This is a genomic window from Micromonospora sp. WMMD882, from assembly GCF_027497255.1.
GTDB lineage: Bacteria > Actinomycetota > Actinomycetes > Mycobacteriales > Micromonosporaceae > Micromonospora.
The window spans coordinates 3,448,877-3,471,072 of the sequence record NZ_CP114903.1 but is presented as its reverse complement, the minus strand read 5'-3'; the positions used below and the strand labels follow the sequence as shown (position 1 = coordinate 3,471,072).

Sequence of the window (22,196 nt, the reverse complement as noted above, 5' to 3'; positions counted from 1 at the left end):
GGCCCCTGATGTCCACTCACGTGATCGTCGGCGCCGGACCGGTCGGCGTCACCACCGCCCGGCTCCTCGCCGACCGGGGAGACCGGGTGAAGCTGGTCAGCCGCCGGGGACGCGGACCCGAGCACCCGGCCGTCGAGCGGATCTCGGCCGACGCCACCGACGCCGACCGGCTGACCGCGCTCGCCACCGGCGCCGTCGCCCTCTACAACTGCCTCAACCCGGCCTACCACCGGTGGGCGACCGACTGGCCCCCGATGGCGGCGGCGCTGCTGGCCGCCGCCGGCCGGGCCGACGCGGTGCTGGTCACCGCCGGCAACCTCTACGGGTACGGCCCGGTCGACGGCCCGATGACCGAGCACACGCCGGAACGGCCGAACACCGTCAAGGGCGCGGTGCGGGCGCGGATGTGGGCCGAGATGTCCGCCGCGCACCGGGCCGGGCGGGTCCGGGCCACCGAGGTACGCGCCTCCGACTTCGTCGGGCCGGGCGCGTACTCCGTCGCCAACAACCTCATCCTGCCCCGGGCCGCCACCGGTCGCCGCGTCGTCGTGCCGGCCGACGCCGACGCCCCGCACAGTTGGACGTACGTCGGCGACCTGGCCCGGACCCTGGTCACCGTGGCCGACGACGAACGGGCCTGGGGGCGGGTCTGGCACGCGCCGACCCCGCCGCCGGTCTCCGTACGCGGTCTCGCCGCCCTCGCGGCGGCCCGCGCCGGCGCCCGGCCGCCCCGGGTCACCGCCCTGCCCCGGGCGGCGCTCACCCTCGGCGGCGCGGTCAGCCGTGAGCTCCGGGAGATCCGGCGGATCGCCTACCAGTTCTACCGGCCGTTCGTGCTGGACTCGACCGCCGTCACCGAAACCCTCGGCCTCACCTGCACCCCGCTCGACGAGGCTATCGACGCGACGGTCGCCGCGCTTCCCGCTCCGGCGGCGTGACCGGCGCCGGTCGGACCGCCGCGCGCCGCCGACGCGCCGGCGGGCCGACCGCCGCGACCAGCACCGCGACCAGGGTCAGGGCCGCCCCGAACAGGGTGCCGAAGCCGGGACGCGACGCCGCCGTGGGCAGCAGGACGTCCAACGCCAACGCCCCCACCACCTGACCGGCGATGGTGGCCAGACCGAGCAGCAGCACCCCGGTGAACCGGACGATCGCCGCGGCCAACGCGATGAACACGATGCCGATCGGCCCACCCAGGTAGAGCCACGGCTCGCTCGGGAACGCGCCGGTCGGCACCCCCCGGACCAGCAGGTCCACGGCGAGCGTGGCGAGCAGCGCCACCGTGCCGACGGCGAAGTTGACGAGCGTGGCGGTCAGCGCGCTGCCGGCCGCCCCCCGGACCCGGCCGTTGACCGCCTGCTGCCAGGCGATACCGAACCCGGCGAGCAGCGGCAGCAGGGCCAGCACCAGCGCGCCCGGGTCGCCCAGCCGGTCGCCCACGGCGATCAGGACGGCCACCACGGTCAGCACCGCGCCGGCCAGCCGGGGGACGGTGACCGGCTGGCGTCCGGCCGGGCCGAGACCGGCCCGGTCCACCGCCAGGCTGCTGCCGCTCTGCCCGGCGACCACCGCCACGGTGAACACCGCCACCCCGAGCGTGCCGATGGTGAGCCCCTGGGCGGCCACCAGGAACGCGCCGCACACCCCGCCCAGGCACTGCCACGGGCGCAACGAGCCGTCGCCCAGGGCCGCCCGCAACCGGCGCAGCCCACGCCGTCCGGCCGGGACGGCGGGCACCAGCACCAGCAGGACCAGCAGACCCAGCCCGAAGGAGACCACCGCCGCGGCGATCCCGTCGCCGAGGCGTACGCCCAGCTCGCCGTTGATCCGCGACTGGAGCGCCACGGCGACGCCGGAGAGCACGGCCAGCCCGACCCCGGCGACGCGCAGCGCCGCCGACGGCGCGGCGGACCCGTCGGGGCCCGTCACTCCTGCTCGGCCAGCGGACGGCCGTCGAAGTCGACAGCCGAGTAGAGGGCCAGCTTCTCCAGCCGGTGGTACGAGTCGATCACCCGGATGGTGCCGCTCTTGGACCGCATGACGATCGACTGCGTGTACGCCCCACCGTCCTGGTAGCTGACGCCGCGCAGCAGGTCACCGGAGGTGATGCCGGTCGCCACGAAGAAGCAGTTGTCCCCGGTGACCAGGTCGTCGGTGGTCAGCACCCGGTCCAGGTCGTGGCCGGCGTCGAGGGCCCTGGCGCGTTCGGCGTCGTCGCGGGGCCAGAGCTTGGCCTGCAACATGCCGCCCATGCACTTGAGCGCGCAGGCCGCGGTGATCCCCTCCGGGGTGCCGCCGATGCCCAACAGCACGTCGACGCCCGACTCGCCCCGGGCGGCGGCGATGGCCCCGGCGATGTCGCCGTCGGAGATGAACCGGATGCCCGCCCCGGTCCGCCGGATCTGCCTGACCAGGTCGTCGTGGCGCGGCCGGTCCAGGACGCAGACCGTCACCTCGGCGACGTCGCAGCCCTTGACCCGGGCGATCCGGCGCAGGTTCTCGGTGACCCCGGCGTCGATGTCGACCACGTCGGCGTAGGCCGGGCCGACGGCCAGCTTCTCCATGTAGAAGACCGCGCTCGGGTCGAACATCGCGCCCCGCTCGGCGACCGCGAGCACCGCGAGCGCGTTCGGCATGCCCTTGCTCATCAGGGTGGTGCCGTCGATCGGGTCGACCGCCACGTCCACCTCGGGGCCGCTGCCGTCGCCGACCTGCTCGCCGTTGAACAGCATCGGGGCGTTGTCCTTCTCGCCCTCGCCGATCACCACGACACCCCGCATCGGGATCGAGTTGATCAGCTTGCGCATGGCGTCGACGGCCGCCCCGTCGCCACCCTCCTTGTCGCCGCGGCCGACCCACCGACCGGCGGCCATCGCCGCCGCCTCGGTGACCCGGACCAGGTCGAGGGCGAGGTTACGGTCGAGATCCTGCGGGGTCCGCGTCCTGGTGTTGGTCATGACGGCCTTCCTCCTCGCGACGGTGCGGGGTGGACCGGCGGTACGTCCCGCCGCCGGCTGTGTCGCCGATCCTCACACGTGGGCCGGGGAAACACCCTCACACGGTGGTCAACCTAACGCCGTCGAGGGGCGAGGTGGCCGGGATCGGGGCAACCCGGGTGCTGCCAAGATGGAGGGGTGGAGCCCGCAGACCGTGTACCCGCCGACCCGACCCCGCCGGACGGCCAGCCGCCGTCGCCCCCGTCGGCCGCGCCCGCCGGCGGTGGGCGGTCCGCGCGCTCGCCGAAGGACATGGCCCTGTCGTTGCTGGTGCTGCTGATCCCGATCGCCCTGCTGGTCGCCTTCTACCGGGGCTTCCTCGGCGGGGAGCAGCCGACCGTCGTCGACCCGGCGCCGGCCGTGGAGCAGGCCCGGGCGGCCGACGCCTTCCCGGTCGCCGAGCCGTCCGGGCTGGGCGACGGCTGGCGCACCGTCAACGCCCGGTTCCGGCAGTCCGGCGACGGGTCGACGCTGCGGCTGGGCTACCTGACCCCGGAGGGCCGGGGCGTCCAGCTCGTGCAGGGGAACGTGCCGGCCGAGAAGCTGCTGCCGGCGGAGCTGACCGACCAGAGCCGGCCTCAGGGCGCGCTCGACCTGGACGGGCGGAGCTGGCAGCGGTACACCGCCCGGGGCAGCGAGCGGGCCCTGGTGCTGCTCGAACCGGACCGCACGGTGATCGTGGTGGGCGACGCGGGCGAGACCGAGCTACGGGAACTCGCCGACGCCGTCCGGTAGAGCGCGCGGCGAATCGGGTAGATACCGCCCGGACGGGTGGTTCCCGTCCACCGGTACCCCGCACCCTCCGGCGCCGCGCCGCGCCGGGACGACGTCTGGAGACAGCACATGAGGATTCGACGGTGGAGCGCCGGCGTGCTGGCCGCCTCCCTGCTCGTACCCGCTCTCACCGCCTGCGGGTCGGCGGACACCGCCGGTGGGACGCCGGCCGCCGGGCCGTCGGCGGGCGGCCCCCCGGCCACCCCGGCGGACGGCTCCCCGGCCGCGCCGGCGGGCGACCCGGAGGCCCGGGCGGCCCTGCTCGCCTCGACCAGGGAGCTCAGCAAGGGCGACTTCAGCTTCACCATCGCCGGCGGCGGGCTCGACGGGGCCGGCAGGGTGCACCTGCCGACCCGGAGCGCCGAGATGAGCCTGACCGGCGGCGACGCCTCGGACGACCTCTCCATGGAGCTGCACCTGGTCTTCGTGGACACCGACACCTGGGTGAAGGTGCAGCTCGGGGGCGCGATGGCCACCGCCGCGCCGGCCGACGTGACGTCCGGCAAGTACCAGCACCTCGACCGTAGCCGGATCAAGGGCCTCGACCGGCTGGCGTTCGACTTCACCGACGTCGACCCGGCGGGCAGCGAGGCGCTGACCAGGGCGGTCACCGACGTGCGGAAGACCGGCGCGGGCATGTACGCCGGCACCCTGGACGCGACCAGGGTCGGCGACTCCAAGGTGCTGGACGCCGCCACCGTACGGGCGCTCGCCGGCAAGGCGTCGGCGCTGCCGTTCACCGCGAAGCTGGACGCCCAGGGCCGGCTCACCGAGTTCGGCGTCGAGATCCCGGCCGCCGGTGACGCCAAGGCCCGGAACCTGCTGATCACCTACGCCGACTACGGCGCGACCACCCCGGTCCAGCAGCCCCCCGCCGGCCAGGTGGTGGAAGCCTCCGACGACGTCTACAAGCTGCTCGGCTGACAGCGGCGCCGCCGGCCCGGGGTCGTCGCTGCCGGCCGGCGGCGCGGGTCACGACGACCTCGTGGTCAACCGGCGGCAGGTGGGGCAGTGGGGCTCAGCCGGGCGCGGGCGCCGTCCAGCCGGCGCTGGCAGATGTCGGCCAGCCGCTCGCCCCGCTCCCACAGCGCCAGTGACTCCTCCAGCGAGGTGCCGCCCGCTTCCAGCCGCTCGACCACCGAGGCCAGCTCGGCGCGCGCCTGCTCGTAGCTGAGCTGCTCGTCCAACGTGTCGTCAGTCATCCCTGCCATCCCACCACATCCGGCTCAGCCGTCCACCGCCGCCGGGCCGCCCACCGGCGCGGTCCGGGCCGACGCGGCGTCGGCGGGCGTCCGGGCCGACGTGGCAGCGGGCGGCGTCCGGGCCGACGCGGCGTCGGCGGTGGCTGCGGCGGGGGCGGCGTCGACGGTGGCGGCGAACTCGCCGGCGGCCAGGCGTACCCGTACCGGATCGCCCGGCCCCACCTCGGCGACGGCCCGGACCACGTGCCCGTCGGCGCGGCGCACGATCGCGTAGCCGCGCTCCAGGGTGGCGGCCGGGGAGAGCGCGCGCAGCCGGGCCAGGATGTGCCGCAGGTCGGCCTCGGCGGTGCCGAGCCGGTGCTCCAGGCAGCGGTCGGTCCGGGCACGCAGCGCCGCCACGTCCGCCGCCCGCTGCTCCACCATCACCTGCGGGCGGGCCAGCACCGGGCGGGACCGGAGCAGGTCGAGCCGGTGCGACTCCCGGTCGACCAGGTTGCGGACCGACCGTTCCAGCCGGTGCCGGGCCTGCCGGATAAGTCGGGTCTCCTCGGCCAGGTCGGGCACGATCCGCTTGGCCGCGTCGGTGGGAGTGGAGGCGCGTACGTCCGCGACGTAGTCGAGCAGCGGCGTGTCCGTCTCGTGGCCGATCGCGCTGACCACCGGCGTACGGCAGCCGAACACCGCCCGGCAGAGCGCCTCGTCGGAGAAGGGGAGCAGGTCCTCGATGCTGCCGCCGCCCCGGGCGACGACGATCACGTCGACCGACGGGTCCGCGTCGAGCGCCCGGAGCGCGTCGACGATCTGCCCGACCGCGCCCGGCCCCTGCACCGCGACGTTCACGGTACGGAACTCCACCGCCGGCCAGCGGCGTCGGGCGTTGGTCAGCACGTCCCGCTCGGCGGCCGAGGCGCGCCCGGTGACCAGGCCCACCCGGCCGGGCAGGAACGGTGGCCGGCGTTTGCGCGCCCGGTCGAACAGCCCCTCGGCGGCGAGCAGCTTCTTGAGTTTCTCCAGCCGGGCCAGCAGCTCACCGAGACCGACCTGGCGGATCTCGTCGGCGCGCAGACTGAGCGTGCCCCGGGCCGCGTAGAACTCCGGCTTGGCGTGCAGCACCACCCGGGCCCCCTCGCGCAGCTCGGGCGCGCCGGCGTCGAGCACGTCCCGGCTGGTGGTGACGGTCAGGCTGAGGTCGGCCGACGGGTCCCGCAGGGTGAGGAACACGGTGGTCGCGCCGGGGCGTCGGCTGATCTGCGCCACCTGGCCGTCGACCCAGACCCAGCCGAGCCGGGCGATCCACGCTCCGACCTTCTGGCTGACCACCCGTACCGGCCACGGCTCGTCGGCCGTGCTGCGCGCGACATCCTCACCCACCACGCCCACCCTACGGCCCCCGGCCCGCAGGCCCGCGCCGGCCGCGGGCCGCCGGGCCCGGCATGATCGACTGGCCGGCGTCGGGGCGGCACGTACGATGGGCGGGTGAACGAGGATCAGGCGACCACCCCCCAGCAGACCGGCAAGCGCGTGCTCCTGGCCCGGCCCCGCGGTTACTGCGCGGGCGTCGACCGCGCGGTGCAGACCGTGGAGGAGGCGCTCAAGCTCTACGGCGCCCCGATCTACGTACGCAAGCAGATCGTGCACAACAAGCACGTGGTGCGGACGCTGGAGGCCCAGGGCGCGATCTTCGTGGAGGAGAACGAGGAGGTCCCCGAGGGGGCCACCGTGATCTTCTCCGCGCACGGCGTGGCCCCCGAAGTCCACGAGCAGGCCCGGGCCCGCTCGCTCAAGGCCATCGACGCCACCTGCCCGCTGGTGACCAAGGTGCACCACGAGGCGAAGCGGTTCGCCGCCGAGGACTACGACATCCTGCTGATCGGCCACGAGGGGCACGAGGAGGTCATCGGCACCGCCGGTGAGGCGCCCGCGCACATCCAGCTCGTGGACGGCCCGGAGGACGCCGACCGGGTGACCGTCCGGGACCCGGACAAGGTCGTCTGGCTGTCCCAGACCACGCTGTCGGTGGACGAGACGATGGAGACCGTGGCCCGGCTGAAGAAGCGGCTGCCGATGCTCCAGTCCCCGCCGAGCGACGACATCTGCTACGCCACCTCCAACCGCCAGCACGTGGTCAAGGAGATCGCGCCGCAGTGCGACGTCGTGATCGTCGTCGGCTCGCGCAACTCGTCCAACTCGGTACGGCTGGTCGAGGTGGCCCTGGACGCCGGGGCCCGCGCCGGCCACCTCGTCGACTTCGCCTCCGAGATCGACGACGCCTGGCTGGCCGGGGCCGGCACGGTCGGGCTCACCTCCGGCGCGAGCGTGCCGGAGGAGCTGGTCCAGGAGGTCGTCGCGCATCTCGCGGCACGCGGCTTCACCGACGTGGAGGAGGTCGTCACCGCCAACGAGCGGCTGACCTTCTCGCTGCCGCAGGAGCTCAGGCGGGACATGCGGGCCGCCGCCACCGGCCGTTGACCCGGCCGGTGGGGAACGGATCCGGCGTCGGGAGCGTCTGAACGGACATGAGAACGTATCGGATCGCGCTGCCGGTCCTGGTCGCCTGCCTGGCGTTGAGCGCCTGCGCCGGCCAGGACGGCGGCGACGACAGCCCCGGCGGCGCCACGGCCAGCCCCGGTCAGACAGGAGCCCCGGTGACCCCCAGCAGCGAGCCGACCGATCCGGCCGCCCCCAGCGAGCCGGGCATCCGGCCGTCGGCCGGCCCGTCCGGCACCGGGCAGCCGACGCAGTGGCCACCGGGCGGCCCCGGCAAGTCGTCGAGCGCCCCCGGCGGGGCGGTCGTCACCGGCACCGTCACCTCCGGCGTGGAGCCCGGCTGCCTGCTGCTCGGCGAGTACCTGCTGGTCGGCGGGCCGCGCGACGTGATCAAGGCGGGGGCGAAGCTGACCGTCACCGGCAAGGCCCAGCCGGACCTGATGACCACCTGCCAGCAGGGCACGCCGTTCCTGGTGGAGACGGCCAAGCCGGCCTGACGGCCCGGCGGAGCGTCGGCCGGACCCGCGTCGGCGGGCCGGACCGTGCACCGGGACCGGACCGCACCGGACCGCACCAGGCCGGGACGGGCCGCACCGGACCGCACCAGGCCGGGCCGCACCAGGCCGGGCCGCACCAGGCCGGGCCGCACCAGGCCGGGCCGGACCGCGCCGGGTCGGCGTCGGCGTCGGCGGGCGGGGGCGCTGACCCGGGCCGGGTCCGCGTCGGCGGCCGGAGACGGGAGACGACCGGAGCCCGGCCCCGCTGGCGGCGGGACCGGGCTCCGGTCGGTGGTGGGTGTTACGGGTGGGTCAGTTGACCGCGCCGATCGAGACCGCGCCGCGGCCGACGACCGCGCCCTCGTTGGTGACCACGGCCAGCTCACCGAAGAGCGAACGGCCGGCCGCCGGAACGGACTGGGCGGTGACCGTGCCGGTCAGCGCGCCGGTCGCGCCGTTCGCCAGCGTGATCGGGCTGCTCGGGGCGGACAGCGTGCCCAGGGCGGCGGCCGAGAAGGAGTCCCGGTAGTCGTAGGCGGTGCTGCCACCGGCCCCGTCGACCGCGTACCCCTCGACCACCACCCGGTAGGTGCCGGCGACCGGGTTGACCAGGGTCACCGCCTCCTCCGAGTCACCGTCGGCCGCGCGGCCGACCTCGGTGGCGCCCCGGTAGACGTACAGGTCCAGGTCGGCGCTGGCGTTGGCCGGGTTGCCGATCCGGGCACTGAAGGTGGCCGCGCCGGCCGGCACCTCGACGACGTACTCGGTCGACGCGCCCTCGGCGATGGTCGGCCGCTCGGCGTGCACGCTGGACAGCGGACCGCCCTGGCCGGTCACGGTGACCGGACCGAAGGTGTTGGTCAGCGACCAGGTCACCGGGGTGGCCTTGCCGGCCTCGACCGCCGGCAGCTCCAGCACGGCCGGCGACACCGCGACACCCTGGATCCGCGCGGTGAGCTGGAACGGGTTGTTCAGCGCCGGCGACGTACGACGCGACTCCACCTCGATCTCCCAGACGCCCGCGATCGGGTTCTGGTAGTCCCGCTCGAACGCGGAGCAGGCCGAGGCGAAGTTGGTGTAGCAGTTCAGGCTGGAGGTGCTGTCCACCGGAACGCCGTACGGGTTGAAGGCGACGAACCGGGTCTGCGAACCGGTGGCGATGCCGCCGAGGTTCACCTGGAGCGCGCCCGTGCCCGGCGGCACGGTGACGAAGTACGACGTGAAGCTGTTCCGGTCGACCGAGCCCTCGGCGGAGAACCGGAAGTCCGGCTTCCTGGTGTCGTTGCCGGCGACCACCACGGTGGACACCTCGAAGTCGATCACCGAGGTGGCCGGGTCGTCCACGGTCAGGATGGCCCCGTGCGCCCCGGCGGTGGCCGGCTTGGCGGTGACCTGGACGGTGACGGTCTTGTTCAGCGGCAGCACCACGCTGGCCGGAGCCTTGAAGGTGCCGTCGTTGCCGACCAGCGTGACGTCGTGCCGGATGTTGCCGGCCGGGCCGCTGGTCCGGGTGAGCTTGACCGGGTACCTCTTGCTCTGGCCGATCTTGTGCCCGCCGTCGGTCGACGCGCACCGGTTGTAGACGCCGGTGCCCCGGTTCGGGGTGACGAGCTGGCCGGAGAGCACCGTGCAGACCGGCGCGTCCGAGACGTACGAGCGGGTCTCGACGCCCTTGCGGAGCAGCTTCCAGGCGCTCGGCACGTGGAACATGCCGTAGCCCTGCGCGTACGTCGCGACGTCGGCGATCGGCTTGGCCGAGGAGTAGATCGCCCGGCGCAGCGCGGCCGGGGTGACCCCCTTGTCGGTGGCCTTGGCGGCGGAGAGCAGCAGCGCGGCGCCGCCGGTGGCCTGCGGGGCGGCCATCGAGGTGCCGTTGAACATGCCGTAGCCGGGGGCCAGCGGGTAGCCGGCCTCGGCGACCGGGCCGCCCGGCTGCCAGGTCGGGATGGTGGAGATCGCCGAGCCCGGGGCCGCGATGTTCGGCTTCGCGCCGCCGTCCTCACGCGGGCCGCGCGAGGAGAAGTTGAACAGGGCGTTCTTCTTCTTGACCACCGAGCCGTAGTTGGCCAGCCAGGTGTCCTTGCTGATGCTGGCCGCGACGCTCACCACGTTCGCCGAGGCGGACGGGTCGCCGATGGTGTTCAGACCCGGACCGGAGTTGCCGGCCGAGATGAACATCTGCACGCCGTACGTGGTGATCAGGTTGTTGTAGAGCTCGGCGCGGGCGTTGTTGCCGTCGTTGAGCGCCGGGAGACCACCGATCGACATGTTGATCACGTCGACCTTGCGGTTGATCACCAGGTCGGCCATGCCCGTGGTGAGCGCGGCGTAGGTGCAGCCGCCGCCCCAGGAGCAGGCGCGGGCGGAGACCAGCTTGGCGCCGGGGGCGGCGCCGTCGAACGCCGTGTTGCCGAGCATGTCGTTGGCGGCGGTGATGCCGGCGACGTGGGTGCCGTGGGCGCTCTCCACGATGCCGATGTTGACGTAGTCGACCAGGCCGGGACCGCCGGCCGGGGTGGTGTCGACGTTCTTGCGGTACTCGACCACGAACGGCATCCGCTCGCTGATCGCGGTGGCCGGGTTGTCGGCGCCGAAGTGCCCGACGTCGAACTTCTCCTTGTACGGCCGCATCACGGCCTCGTCGGTGAAGTCGAAGTCCTGGTCGGTGTCGACCCGGATGTTGTTCGTCACCGGGTCGAACAGGATGCCCCAGGTGTCGGTGGTGTCGCCGTCGCGGTTGACGTCACCGGCGGGCTCGCTGGTCCGGGTGATCGACTCGCTGAACCGGTTGAACCGGTAGGTGCCGGCGGGGGCGGTCCAGGTGGCCCCGGCGGAGGTGAACGTCGGGCCGGTGACCTCGGTGATCATCGCCCGCCAGCTCGCGTCCTCCAGCGGGTCGGTGGCGGTGACCCAGTCGACGATCTTGCGTTCGCCGGTGGTGGTCTGCTGCAACGCCGGGTGGTCCAGGTCGATCCCGGAGTCCATGATGCCGATGGTGACGCCGCGGCCGTCCCAGGCGGGGTTGTCCTCGACGAACTTGACCGCGCCGATCTCGTTGGTCGGCATGAACGGGTTCGCCGCCGGGGTGTCCGCGCCCGGCGCGACGACCGCCGCCGCCTGCGGGGCGGCCTTGCCGGCGGAGCCCGCCTCGGGCTTCGGGTCCGGAAGCTGGATCTTCTCGTCCAGGTCCACGGCGGAGACACCGGGCAGGGCGGCGGCCTTGAGCGCCTTGTCGGTGGGCACCTTGGCCAGCACGTAGCCGATGGTGTCGTAGCGCTCGCTGACCGAGCCGCCCAGCTTCTTCACGCCGTCGGCGACGGACTTGGTCGCGCCCTTCTCGGCGGCGACGATCATCGTGACGGTGGGGGCCTTGCTGGCTTCGGCCTCGGCGAGCAGCTTGGCGTCGTGCGAGCCCAGCGCTTCGGCGGCGGTGGCCGGCGCGGAGTCGGGCGCGGACGGAGCGGCGCTCGCGGTGGCGGCAGCACCCGCCCCGGTCATGGCGCCGGCCGCCATGACGGACGCGAAGAGCGCGGCGGAGGTACGCCGGCCCAGGTTGCGGGGTTTACTCACGTTCTCTTCCTCCAGAGAACAGGGCTCCGCGATGCGGAGCACGTGAGCGTGATCTTTCGTGGTGTTGGGAGTCGATGTCACTACTCCGAAGTAGGTTGTGACCACCTCGTGACGTGAAAGGGGCCACCCTGTCACGACTCAAGTGCTAGTCGTCGACGGGGTTCGACCGAACGGACGAAGTGGACGCCGAATCCAGCAGCTCCGGGGCCTGCGGCTGCCGGGGCGCCAGCTCCACCTGCGGCGGCGTCGGCAGCTCCTGGTCGGAAACCCCCAGCTCGGCGAGCTTGCGGGCGCTGACCAGCACCCGCGCCTCCAGCGAGCCGACCGCCCGGTTGTACGCGGTGACCGCCGTGCCCAACGCGCCCCCGAGCTTCCCCACGTGCTCGCCCAGCGTGGCCAACCGACCGTACAACTCCCGGGCCAGCGCGTGCACCGCCGCCGCGTTACGCGCCAACGCCTCCTGCCGCCACGAGTACGCCACCGTGCGCAGCAACGCCACGAGCGTCGCCGGGGTGGCCAGCACCACGTTGCGCCGGAAGGCGTGCTCCAGCAGCGTCGGATCCTGCTGCAACGCCACGTCCAGGAACGGGTCGGCCGGCACGAACAACACCACGAACTCGGGGCTGACGTCGAACGCCGCCCAGTACGACTTGGCCGCCAGGGTGTCCACGTGGGCCCGCAGGTGCTTCGCGTGCGCCCGCAGGCGCTCGTCCCGGGTCTTCTCGTCCCGGGCCTCCATCGCGGTCAGGTACGCGTCGAACGGCGCCTTGGCGTCCACCACCACCGACCGCCCCCCGTGCAGGGTGACCACCAGGTCGGGGCGGACGGTCTGCGCGTCGGTGGCGGCGGTGACCTGCTCGGCGAAGTCGCAGTGCTCCAGCAGACCGGCCGCCTCGACGATCCGGCGGAGCTGGTGCTCACCCCACCGGCCGCGCACCTGAGGCGCGCGCAACGCCGCCACGAGCTGCTTGGTCTCGGTACGCAACTCACCCGAGACCGTCCCCATGGCACGGACCTGCTCACGCAGCTCGGCGTACGCGTCGACCCGGTCCCGTTCCAGCTCGGCCACCCGCTGCTCGTACCGGCGCAGCGTGTCGTGCAGCGGCGCGACCGCCCGCGCGACCGCCTCCTGGGACTGCGCGGTCGCCTCGTAGCTCAACGCCCGCATCGACTGCTCCAGCCGGCCCTCGCCGTCCCGGGCGGCCCGCAGGGTGGCATCCAACCGGGCGATCTCCGCCGCCGACCGGGCCCGCGCGGCCAGCCAACCGACCGCGCCACCGGCCGCCAGACAGACCACCACCACGGCCAGCGTCGAGAAGTCCATCCCCAGAGCTTGCCAAACGGGTACGGACGACGAGCGTGGGTACCCGTCAGTTATGGAGATCGTGCTGGTCATCGTGCTCGTGGGGTTGCTCGTCGCCGCAGCGGTCTGGTGGCGGACGGCCAGCGCCCGCCGGCGGGCCACCGAGCTGGCCGACGCCCGCGCCGAGGCGCGACGGTGGTACGAACGCCTCGGCGGGCAGGTGATGAACCTGCACGGCGACGCCCCGGCGGTACGGCAGGCGCTCGTCGACGCCGGTGAGCGGTACACCGCGGCGGGCAGCCAGTTGGCGCAGGCGCACACCGTCCGGCAGTACCAGCTCGCCCGGGAGACCGCCCTGGAGGGCCTGGCCTACGTCCGGGCGGCCCGGACGGCGCTCGGCCTCGGCCCCGGGCCGGACGTCCCGACCCCCGCCGCCGCGCAGGGCGTCGGGCAGCTCACCCGGGAACGCGCGGTCGACGTGCAGGGGCAGGTGTTCAAGGCCGGGCCGCAGCCGGGCCGGGACACCCCGTACTACCACCCGGGCGGCCGTTACCAGGGGCGACCGGTGCCGGCGGGTTGGTACTCGACGCCGTGGTGGAAGACCGCGCTGGGCGCGGGCGCCGGCGTGCTCGGCGGCATGCTGATCGCCGACGCGCTGTTCTCCCCGGCCTTCGCCGACCCCGGCTACGGCGACGCCGCCGGCTACGACAGCGACCCGGGCGACGGCGGTGACCTCGGCGCCGGCGATTCCGGCGGCGGCGATGGCGGTGGTGGTGACTTCGGCGGCGGCGATGTCGGTGGTGGTGATGTCGGTGGTGGTGACTTCGGCGGCGGCGATGTCGGTGGTGGTGGTGACTTCGGTGGTGGTGACTTCGGGGGCGGCGCTTTCGGCGGTGGTGACTTCGGCGGCGGCGACTTCGGGGGCGGCGACTGGTGAGCCCGCCGGACGGGCGGCCCGCCGCTGTCCTGCCCCGGTCCGTGCCCCGATGCGTGCCGCGGTCCGTGCCGGGAACGCGGAAGGGGCCCCGGCCGACACCCGGCGGGTGACGGGGGACCCCTCCTGACCGGAAGGGCGGGGCTCAGCCGGTGTTGCGCATGCCGGCGGCGATGCCGTTGACCGTGGTGAGCAGCGCCCGCTCCAGGGCCGTGCCGTCACTCGGCGCGCGCCGGCCGCCCGGCGCGGTGGCGACGGCCCGACCGGCGGCCCCGGAGTCCCGGTACTGGCGCAGCAACGCCACCTGAAGGTGGTGCAACGGCTCGAGGTAGGTGTCCCGGACGGCCAGGGTGCGCTGCAACACCGGGGAGTTGTCCAGCAGGTCGGGCGAGCCGGTGATCGCCAGCACCTCCTGCCGGGTCAGCTCGTACTCCTCCTCGATCTTGTCGAAGATCGGTCGCAGCGGCTCCGGGACCAGGGTCTCGACGTACCGGCGGGCGATGGTCAGGTCGGTCTTGGTCAGCATCATCTCGACGTTCGACAGGAACGTCCGGAAGAAGTGCCAGTTACGGTGCATCTCGGCGAGCACGTCCGACAGCCCCGCCTCGCGGGCGGCGGCCAGCCCGGTGCCCACCCCGAACCAGCCGGGCACGATCTGCCGGGTCTGCGTCCACCCGAACACCCACGGGATCGCCCGCAGCCCGGACAGCCCCGCGCCGGTGTTCGGGCGCTTCGCCGGCCGGGAGCCGATGTTCAGCGCGCCGAGCAGCTCCGTCGGGGTGGACGCCCAGAAGTAGGCGGGCAGGTCCGGGTCCTCCACCAGCGACCGGTACCGCCGGAACGCCGCCTCGGAGACCACGTCCATCGTCGCATCCCAGCGTTCCAGCATCTCGGCCGGCTGTCGGGGCGCGGTGTGCAGCAGCGTCGCCTGGAGCACGGCGGCCAGGGTCAGCTCCAGGTTCTCCCGGGCCAGCGACGGCAGGGTGTACTTGTCGGAGATGACCTCGCCCTGCTCGGTGACCTTGATCGCGCCGTCCAGCGTGCCGTACGGCTGGGCCAGGATCGCCTCGTGGGTGGGGCCGCCACCGCGCCCGACCGTGCCGCCCCGGCCGTGGAACAGCCGCAGGTGCACGCCGTGCCGGGCGGCCACGTCCCGCAGCGCCCGTTGCGCCCGGTGGATAGACCACTGACTGGTGGTGATGCCGGCCTCCTTGTTGGAGTCGGAGTAGCCCAGCATCACCTCCTGCACGTCGCCCCGGGCCGCCACCAACTGCCGGTACGCGGGCAGTGACAACAGCTCGTCGAGCAGCTCACCACCGGCGTTCAGCTCGGCCGGCGTCTCCAGCAGCGGCACGAAGCCGATCCGCGCGCGCCCGCTGTGCACGTCCACCAGGCCAGCCTCGCGGGCCAGCACCACGGCGGCCAGCACGTCGTCCACACCCAGGGTCATCGAGATGATGTACGACTCGATGACCTCGGCCCCGAACCGGTCCTGCGCCTCCCGGACCGCCCCGAACACGTCGAACGTCTTGCGGGCCGTCTCGGTCAGCGGAGTGTCCACGGTGGCCAGCGGACGCCGCCCGGCCAGCTCGTCGGCGAGCAGTTTGGTGCGCTCCAGCCGGCTCAGCGACGGGTAGTCGTCCACCTCGCCGACGGCCTGGTAGAACTGGGCGAGCACCGCGTGGTGCGCCTCGGCGTGCTCCCGGATGTCCATGGTCGCCAGGTGCAGACCGAACGCCGAGACGGTACGGATCGTCGAGGCGAGCTGCCCAACGGCGGTGAGCTGCCCGGAGTTGCGGGCCAGCGAGGCGCGCAGCAGCTCCAGGTCGGCGACCAGCTCGGCCGAGCCCCGGTAGTCCCGTCCCGGCACGTGCGGGGTGGCCTGACGCAGCCGGGCCCGGGTGTTCGCCAGCTTCGCCTTCACGCAGCGCGCCTTGAGCCGGTACGGCTCCTCGGCGTTGACCCGCCGGAAGCGGGCCGCCACCTCGGGCAGCGCGTCCAGGTCGGTGGCGAGGCTGGCGGAGAGGTCCAGCGAGACCCCGCGCAGCCGGCGGGACACCGACACCTCGTCGATCAGGGCGTCCATCGCCTTCTCGGTGGCGGCGATGCCGTGCTCGTGCTGGATGGTCAGCACCTCGCGGGTGACCGTCGGGGTGACGAACGGGTTACCGTCGCGGTCGCCGCCGATCCAGGTGCCGAACGTCAGCGGGCGGGCCGTCGGCGAGGTCTCCACCCCGAGGGCGCGCAGCGTCTCGGCCAGGTCGTCGAGCACCTGCGGAGCGGCCTCCGCGTACAGGTCGCGCAGGTAGTAGATGGCGTTGCGGGCCTCGTCGGTCGGGTCGGGCCGGTCCAGCCGCAGCTCGTCGGTCTGCCACATCAGGTCGAGCAGCTCGGCCAGGCGGCGGTTCGCCGGCCCCTCGTCGCTGGCGCCGTACAGGATCGCGTTGGCCGTCTCGGTGTCCAGCTCGTCGGCGATGGCGCGCAGCTTGGACAGGATCGACCGGCGGGCCGCCTCGGTCGGGTGCGCGGTGAACACCGGCCGGACGGCGAGCCGGCGGGCCGCGGCGGCGATCTCCTCGGCAGCCACCCCCCGCTCCGCGATCATCGTGGCGGCCTGGTCGAGCCAGCCGCCGTGGGTCGCCCGGCGGCGGCGCAGGTCGCGGGCCCGGTGCACCTGCTCGGTGATGTTCGCCAGGTGGAAGTAGGTGGAGAAGGCGCGGGCCAGCTTGGTGCCGGTGGTCACGTCCAGCCCGGTGAGGCGCTGCGCGGCGGCCGGGGCGTCCGACCGGACCAGGGCCCGGATCTCCTCCACGAGGTCGAGCAGGGGACGCCCCTCCTGGCGGGCGAGGGTCTGCCCGAGCAGGGTGCCGAGGCGGCGGATGTCGGCCCGCAGTGCGGCGTCCGGGCCGTCGTGATCGTGCTGGTCGGTCACGAGTGCGCTCCTTACGTGAGGACGAAGGACAGCGCTGTCCGACGTCCCCGATGGTATCGGCGTGGCCGACGGAAGTAAGGAGGCACCCTGAGATGTGGCTCATTGCATGAGATGGACGCCCCGTGTTCGCCGATCCGGCGGTGACGCCCGGGACGCTCTTCGACGCGGTGGCTAGCGTCGGGGCCCGTTGTCGATCGTGGTGGCGAACCCTCCCCCCGGCCAGAAGCCACCACGATCACCGGTACGGCTCGGCGCTCCCGGACGAAGACGCCCCCGTCCCGCCCCGCCCCGCCCCGCCCCGTCCCGCGCCGCCGCCTGACCGGATCAGACCGGCTTGATCCACTCCGTTTCGGTGATATCGGGTTGTCGTCCCAGTGGGACGCCCCGATATCACCGAAACGGCGACCGGCGGCGCGGTCGGCGGGGTGGCCCGGGGACGATTCAGGCCAGGGGGCAGCGGCCGGCGCTGTAGTGGGCGACCGCGGCGAGGATCTCCGCCTCCGGTTTGTCGGCGAAGTTCAGGGTGGCCACCAGGCCGGAGCCGTAGAAGGCGCTGAGCAGGCCACTGTCCAGCGCGGTGAACACGCCGAGGTGCTGCAACGCGCGTTGGTCCCGGGGCTGGACGACGAGCATCTTCTCCAGGCTCCACCGGCGACGGCGGATCTGCGCGACCGCCTCCCAGGGCAGCCAGATGGCCTGGCCCCGGGTGGGCCGGGTGCGGATCCACAGCCCGGCCGGGCCCAGCGCCAGCACCGGGCCGCCCGAGGCGATCAGCCACAACTGGAACCCGAGCGGCAGGGCCACGGCGAGCAGCAGACAGCCGGCCAGGGCGAGCAGACCGAGCGCCGCCGTGGGCCGCGTCTCCGGGTCGACGGAACCGGTCGCGGCGAGACCGGCGAAACAGACCACGGGGACGATCAGGATCAACGCCACCAGGCCGAACACCATGCCCCGCTTGGCGACGCTGGGGCGTACCACGAAGGGCTGGTCCTCGGGGATGCGACGCGCCGTCGGCGCAGGTGGCGGCGGGTATCCCGCCCCGGGCTGGCCAGGCGCCGGATAACCCGGCGCAGGTGCGCCGTACGGCGGACGACCCGTCCCGGGCGGTGGATACCCGCCCCCGGGCCGGTCGGGCGTCGGGTGCCCCGGGCCGGGCTGGCCGGGGGGCGGGTAGCCGGGCGGGGCGTGTTCCGGGCCGGGCTGGCCGGGGGGTGGGGCGCCGTACGGGGACGACGGTGGCGGCTGGTCGGGCGGTGGCGGCTGGTCGGACGGTGGTGGGGTGGTCACCGGGCACTCCAGGCATCGACAGGTCAGGGCGACTCAGCGTACGGCGACTCGCCCCGCCCGGCGCTCCACCTGATCCTCGGCGGGCCGACAACAGCCGGGATGATCCACTCCGTTTTCCTGATAGGGCGCTGTCGTTCGGGCGCGACGCCCCCAGATCAGCGAAACGGTGAGAGGGGACGGGTGATCGGGCCGGCGGCGTCGTCCGGATCATCCCGGTCGCGATAGGCTGGCAGGCGTGCAACCCCCCGTCCGGTGCGGACGTGGGGCAGCACGCGTGTGCCTGTGACCAGGGCCGCCCCCGCGTGCCGACCCGTCGACCGGCCCGCCGGCACGGCAGCGCCACCGGGCCGGGCCGACCCTCCGGCACGGCCGCGCCACCGGGCCGGGCCGACCCTCCGGCGTGCCACCGGCCCGGCCCGCGATACCGGTGATCCCACCGGTACGGCGAAACCGGCGATCCTGCCGCCCGTCCCGAAAGTGATCTTCATATGCTCACCGGAATCTTCTCCGCCGCCCTGGCCGACCCCGGGCTGGCCCGGGCGCGTGACCTGGCGCGCTCCGGTGCCGCCCAGGTCGACGGGCTGGACCTGACCGCCCCGGCGGCGCTGCGCCCGTTCGCGGTGGCGGCGGTCGCGGCCGACCGACCGGCCGGGGGCGCGGGACGGACCGTGCTGGCCGTCACCGCCACCAGCCGGGAGGCCGACGACCTGGCCGCCGCGCTGGGCAGCCTGCTCCCGCCCGGGCAGGTGGCGGTGTTCCCGTCCTGGGAGACGCTGCCGCACGAGCGGCTCTCGCCCCGCTCCGACACCGTCGGTCGGCGGCTGGCCGTGCTGCGGCGGCTGGCCCACCCGGACGCGGTCGACGCGCGCGGGCGCAGCGGGCCGCTGCGGGTGGTCGTCGCCCCGGTCCGGTCGCTGCTGCAACCGCAGCTCAAGGGGCTCGGCGACCTGGAGCCGGTGCAGTTGGCCCCGGGCGGCGAGGCCGACCTGGAAGGCGTCGCGCGGCGACTGACCGACCTGGCGTACGCGCGGGTCGACCTGGTCACCAAGCGGGGCGAGTTCGCCGTCCGCGGCGGCATCCTCGACATCTTCCCGCCCACCGACGAGCACCCGTCCCGGGTCGAGTTCTGGGGCGACGAGGTGGAGGAGATCCGCACCTTCGCCGTCGCCGACCAGCGGACCATCGAGGCGGTGCCGAGGCTGTGGGCCCCGCCGTGCCGGGAGCTGCTGCTCACCCCGGCGGTACGCAAGCGCGCCGCGGCCCTGGCCGCCGAGCACCCCGAGCTGGCCGAGATCCTCGACAGGCTGGCCGAGGGCATCCCGGTGGAGGGGATGGAGTCGCTCGCCCCGGCCCTGGTCGGGCCGGAGTCGTTGGAGCTGCTGCTGCACACCATGCCGGCCGGCGCCCACGTGCTGCTCTGCGACCCGGAGCGGATCCGTACCCGGGCGCACGACCTGGTCCGTACCTCGGCGGAGTTCCTCCAGGCGAGCTGGGCCGCGGCGGCGGTCGGCGGCCGGGCCCCGGTCGACCTGGGGGCCGCCGCCTTCCGCACCCTGGGCGAGGTGCGCGCCGCCGCCGGGGCGCTGCGCCAACCCTGGTGGACGCTGTCCCCGTTCGGCCTGGTCGAGGCCGACGGCGGGACGGCGCAGCGCCGGGAGGCCGACGGGCCGCAGCGCCCCGGGACCGAGGGCGGGAAGCCGGCCCGGCAGCCGTGGGAGGACGATCCGGCCGAGGTCGACGTGACGCCTGACGACGCGATCGCGGTGACCCTGGCCGCGCAGCCGGCCCCGCTCTACCACGGCGAGACGGCCCGGGTGGTCGACGACCTGAAACGTTGGTCCGGCGACGGCTGGTCGGTGGCGCTGGTCTTCGAGGGCCACGGTCCCGCCCAGCGGGCCGTCGAGGTGCTCCGCGACGCCGGCCTCGGGGCCCGGCTGGTCGACGAGGTGCCCACCGCGCCGGCCCCGGGCGAGCTGCTGGTCACCTGCGGCAACCTGACCTCCGGCTTCGTCGACGAGGCGTCCCGTTTCGTGCTGCTCACCGGTAACGACGTGACCGGCGGTCGGGGCGCCTCGACGCGGGACATGCGCAAGCTGCCCAGCCGCCGCCGCAACACCATCGACCCGCTGGAGCTGCGGGCCGGCGACCACGTGGTGCACGAGCAGCACGGCATCGGCCGGTACGTCGAGCTGGTGCAGCGCACGGTCAACGGCGCGTCCCGGGAGTACCTGGTCATCGAGTACGCCGCGAGCAAGCGCGGGCAGCCCGGCGACCGGCTGTTCGTCCCCACCGACCAGCTCGACCAGCTCTCCCGGTACGTCGGCGGGGAGCAGCCGACGCTGCACAAGATGGGCGGCGCGGACTGGCAGAAGTCCAAGGCGCGGGCCCGCAAGGCGGTACGGGAGATCGCCGCCCAGTTGATCCAGCTCTACGCCGCGCGTAAGGCGTCCAAGGGGCACGCCTTCGGCCCCGACACGCCGTGGCAGCGGGAGCTGGAGGACGCGTTCCCCTGGCAGGAGACCCCCGATCAGCTCGCCGCGATCGAGGAGGTCAAGCGGGACATGGAGCAGACCGTCCCGATGGACCGGCTGATCTGCGGCGACGTCGGCTACGGCAAGACCGAGATCGCGGTACGGGCGGCGTTCAAGGCGGTGCAGGACGGCAAGCAGGTGGCCGTGCTGGTGCCGACGACGCTCCTGGCGCAGCAGCACTTCAACACGTTCGCCGAGCGGATGACGCAGTTCCCGGTGGAGATCCGGCAGCTCTCCCGCTTCCAGACGCCGAAGGAAGCCGAGCGGACCATGGAGATGGTCGCCGACGGCACCGCCGACATCGTCATCGGCACCCACCGGCTGCTCTCGGCGGCCACCCGGTTCAAGTCCCTCGGCCTGGTGATCGTGGACGAGGAGCAGCGGTTCGGCGTCGAGCACAAGGAGCACCTGAAGTCGCTGCGCGCCTCGGTGGACGTGTTGAGCATGTCGGCCACCCCGATCCCCCGGACCCTGGAGATGGCGATCACCGGCATCCGCGAGATGTCGACGATCGCCACCCCGCCGGAGGAGCGGCACCCGGTGCTGACCTTCGTCGGGGCGTACGACGAGCGGCAGGTGGCCGCGTCCATCCACCGCGAGCTGTTGCGCGACGGACAGGTGTTCTACCTGCACAACCGGGTCGAGTCGATCGACCGGGCGGCCCGGCGGCTGCGGGAGCTGGTGCCCGGGGCGCGGGTCGCGGTGGCGCACGGCCAGATGGGCGAGGACGCCCTGGAGAAGGTCATGGTCGGCTTCTGGGAGAAGGAGTTCGACGTCCTGGTCTCCACCACGATCGTCGAGTCGGGCATCGACATCCCGAACGCGAACACGTTGATCGTGGAGCGGGCGGACCTGCTCGGCCTGGCCCAGTTGCACCAGATCCGGGGCCGGGTGGGTCGGGGTCGGGAGCGGGCGTACGCGTACTTCCTCTACCCGGGGGAGAAGCCGCTCACCGAGCACGCCCACGAGCGGCTGGCCACCATCGCCCAGCACACCGAGCTGGGCGCGGGCATGTACGTGGCGATGAAGGACCTGGAGATCCGGGGCGCGGGCAACCTGCTGGGCGGGGAGCAGTCCGGGCACATCGAGGGCGTCGGTTTCGACCTGTACGTCCGGATGGTCGGCGAGGCGGTGCAGGCGTTCAAGGGTGAGCGCCCCGAGGAGGAGACCGACGTCAAGATCGATCTCCCGGTGGACGCGCACCTGCCGCACGACTACGTCGGCGTGGAACGGCTGCGGCTGGAGATGTACCGCAAGCTCGCCGAGGCCCGGGACGCCGAGCGGCTGCGCGAGGTCGCCGCCGAGATGACCGACCGGTACGGCGAGCCGCCCGCCCCGGTGCAGAACCTCGTCGCGGTGGCCAACTTCCGCCTGCTCGCCCGGCGGTACGGCCTGACCGACGTCAGCATGCAGGGCAAGCACCTGCGGTTCGGCCCGCTGCCGCTGCCCGACTCCAAGCAGCTCCGGCTCAAGCGGTACCACCCGGACTCGGTCTACAAGGCGGCGCTCGACCAGGTGAGCGTGCCCCGCCCGAGCACCCGCCGGGTCGGCGGCGAGCCGCTACGCGACCAGGCCCTCCTCGACTGGTGCGCCCAGCTCCTGCACGACGTGCTGGGCCCGCCGCCGACCCCGGTCGGTGTCGGGGGGAGCGGGGGAGAGCAGGGGAGAGGGGCGTGAGAGAGT

14 protein-coding genes and 1 pseudogene are annotated in these 22,196 nt (G+C 74.0%); 7 read left to right on the top strand and 8 right to left on the bottom strand.

What is annotated here, in order from left to right; genetic code table 11:
* The first annotated feature begins 8 nt into the window (after positions 1–8).
* Entirely contained in the window at positions 9–938 is a 930-nt protein-coding gene (locus tag O7606_RS14320; RefSeq protein WP_281594522.1) for an NAD-dependent epimerase/dehydratase family protein, read from the top strand.
* On the opposite strand, the gene O7606_RS14315 is transcribed toward O7606_RS14320, so the two are convergent.
* Both O7606_RS14315 and glpX read right to left on the bottom strand, forming a co-directional pair.
* The gene (locus O7606_RS14315) at positions 895–1,929 is read right to left on the bottom strand and encodes a DMT family transporter (RefSeq protein ID WP_281594521.1); all 1,035 of its coding nucleotides are present in this window, start codon (positions 1,927–1,929) and stop codon (positions 895–897) included. The genes O7606_RS14320 and O7606_RS14315 overlap by 44 nt on opposite strands.
* On the bottom strand, positions 1,926–2,957 hold the full coding sequence (gene glpX, locus O7606_RS14310) for a class II fructose-bisphosphatase (protein ID WP_281594520.1): 1,032 nt from the start codon (positions 2,955–2,957) through the stop codon (positions 1,926–1,928). Before glpX ends, O7606_RS14315 begins: the two co-directional genes overlap by 4 nt.
* Positions 2,958–3,134: 177 nt before the next feature.
* Between glpX and O7606_RS14305 the strand changes: the two genes are divergently transcribed.
* Together O7606_RS14305 and O7606_RS14300 are read left to right on the top strand one after the other, a co-directional pair.
* Entirely contained in the window at positions 3,135–3,731 is a 597-nt protein-coding gene (locus O7606_RS14305; RefSeq protein WP_281594519.1) for a DUF4245 domain-containing protein, read from the top strand.
* Between the two features lie 108 nt (positions 3,732–3,839).
* Entirely contained in the window at positions 3,840–4,694 is an 855-nt protein-coding gene (locus tag O7606_RS14300; RefSeq protein WP_281594518.1) for a hypothetical protein, read from the top strand.
* A 65-nt stretch (positions 4,695–4,759) separates the two neighbouring features.
* Here O7606_RS14300 and O7606_RS14295 read toward each other — a convergent pair whose 3' ends face one another.
* Together O7606_RS14295 and xseA are read right to left on the bottom strand one after the other, a co-directional pair.
* Complete coding sequence (locus tag O7606_RS14295) at positions 4,760–4,972, bottom strand: exodeoxyribonuclease VII small subunit (protein WP_281594517.1); 213 nt, start codon at positions 4,970–4,972, stop codon at positions 4,760–4,762.
* A gap of 156 nt (positions 4,973–5,128) precedes the next feature.
* Positions 5,129–6,343 (bottom strand): annotated as a pseudogene (gene xseA, locus O7606_RS14290) (exodeoxyribonuclease VII large subunit); the annotation flags it as partial.
* A gap of 105 nt (positions 6,344–6,448) precedes the next feature.
* Here xseA and O7606_RS14285 point away from each other — a divergent pair.
* Both O7606_RS14285 and O7606_RS14280 read left to right on the top strand, forming a co-directional pair.
* Positions 6,449–7,441 carry a 4-hydroxy-3-methylbut-2-enyl diphosphate reductase gene (locus O7606_RS14285; RefSeq protein WP_281594515.1) on the top strand — a complete coding sequence of 331 codons (993 nt, stop codon included), beginning with the start codon at positions 6,449–6,451 and terminating at the stop codon, positions 7,439–7,441.
* Between the two features lie 47 nt (positions 7,442–7,488).
* Complete coding sequence (locus O7606_RS14280; RefSeq protein WP_281594514.1) at positions 7,489–7,956, top strand: hypothetical protein; 468 nt, start codon at positions 7,489–7,491, stop codon at positions 7,954–7,956.
* Positions 7,957–8,268: 312 nt separating this feature from the next.
* Here the strand turns inward: O7606_RS14280 and O7606_RS14275 are convergent, their stop codons facing one another.
* On the bottom strand, positions 8,269–11,526 hold the full coding sequence (locus O7606_RS14275) for a S8 family serine peptidase (RefSeq protein WP_281594513.1): 3,258 nt from the start codon (positions 11,524–11,526) through the stop codon (positions 8,269–8,271).
* Between the two features lie 145 nt (positions 11,527–11,671).
* Positions 11,672–12,850 carry a DNA recombination protein RmuC gene (locus O7606_RS14270; RefSeq protein WP_281594512.1) on the bottom strand — a complete coding sequence of 393 codons (1,179 nt, stop codon included), beginning with the start codon at positions 12,848–12,850 and terminating at the stop codon, positions 11,672–11,674.
* Positions 12,851–12,902: 52 nt separating this feature from the next.
* On the opposite strand from O7606_RS14270, the gene O7606_RS14265 reads away from it, so the two are divergent.
* Positions 12,903–13,766, top strand: coding sequence for a hypothetical protein (locus O7606_RS14265; protein ID WP_281594511.1), 864 nt, complete (start codon positions 12,903–12,905; stop codon positions 13,764–13,766).
* A gap of 142 nt (positions 13,767–13,908) precedes the next feature.
* Here O7606_RS14265 and ppc read toward each other — a convergent pair whose 3' ends face one another.
* Both ppc and O7606_RS14255 read right to left on the bottom strand, forming a co-directional pair.
* The gene (gene ppc / locus O7606_RS14260) at positions 13,909–16,695 is read right to left on the bottom strand and encodes a phosphoenolpyruvate carboxylase (RefSeq protein ID WP_281594510.1); all 2,787 of its coding nucleotides are present in this window, start codon (positions 16,693–16,695) and stop codon (positions 13,909–13,911) included.
* Between the two features lie 441 nt (positions 16,696–17,136).
* Entirely contained in the window at positions 17,137–17,673 is a 537-nt protein-coding gene (locus O7606_RS14255) for a hypothetical protein (protein WP_281594509.1), read from the bottom strand.
* Between the two features lie 797 nt (positions 17,674–18,470).
* Here O7606_RS14255 and mfd point away from each other — a divergent pair.
* The gene (gene mfd, locus O7606_RS14250; RefSeq protein WP_281594508.1) at positions 18,471–22,190 is read left to right on the top strand and encodes a transcription-repair coupling factor; all 3,720 of its coding nucleotides are present in this window, start codon (positions 18,471–18,473) and stop codon (positions 22,188–22,190) included.
* Positions 22,191–22,196 lie beyond the last annotated feature (6 nt).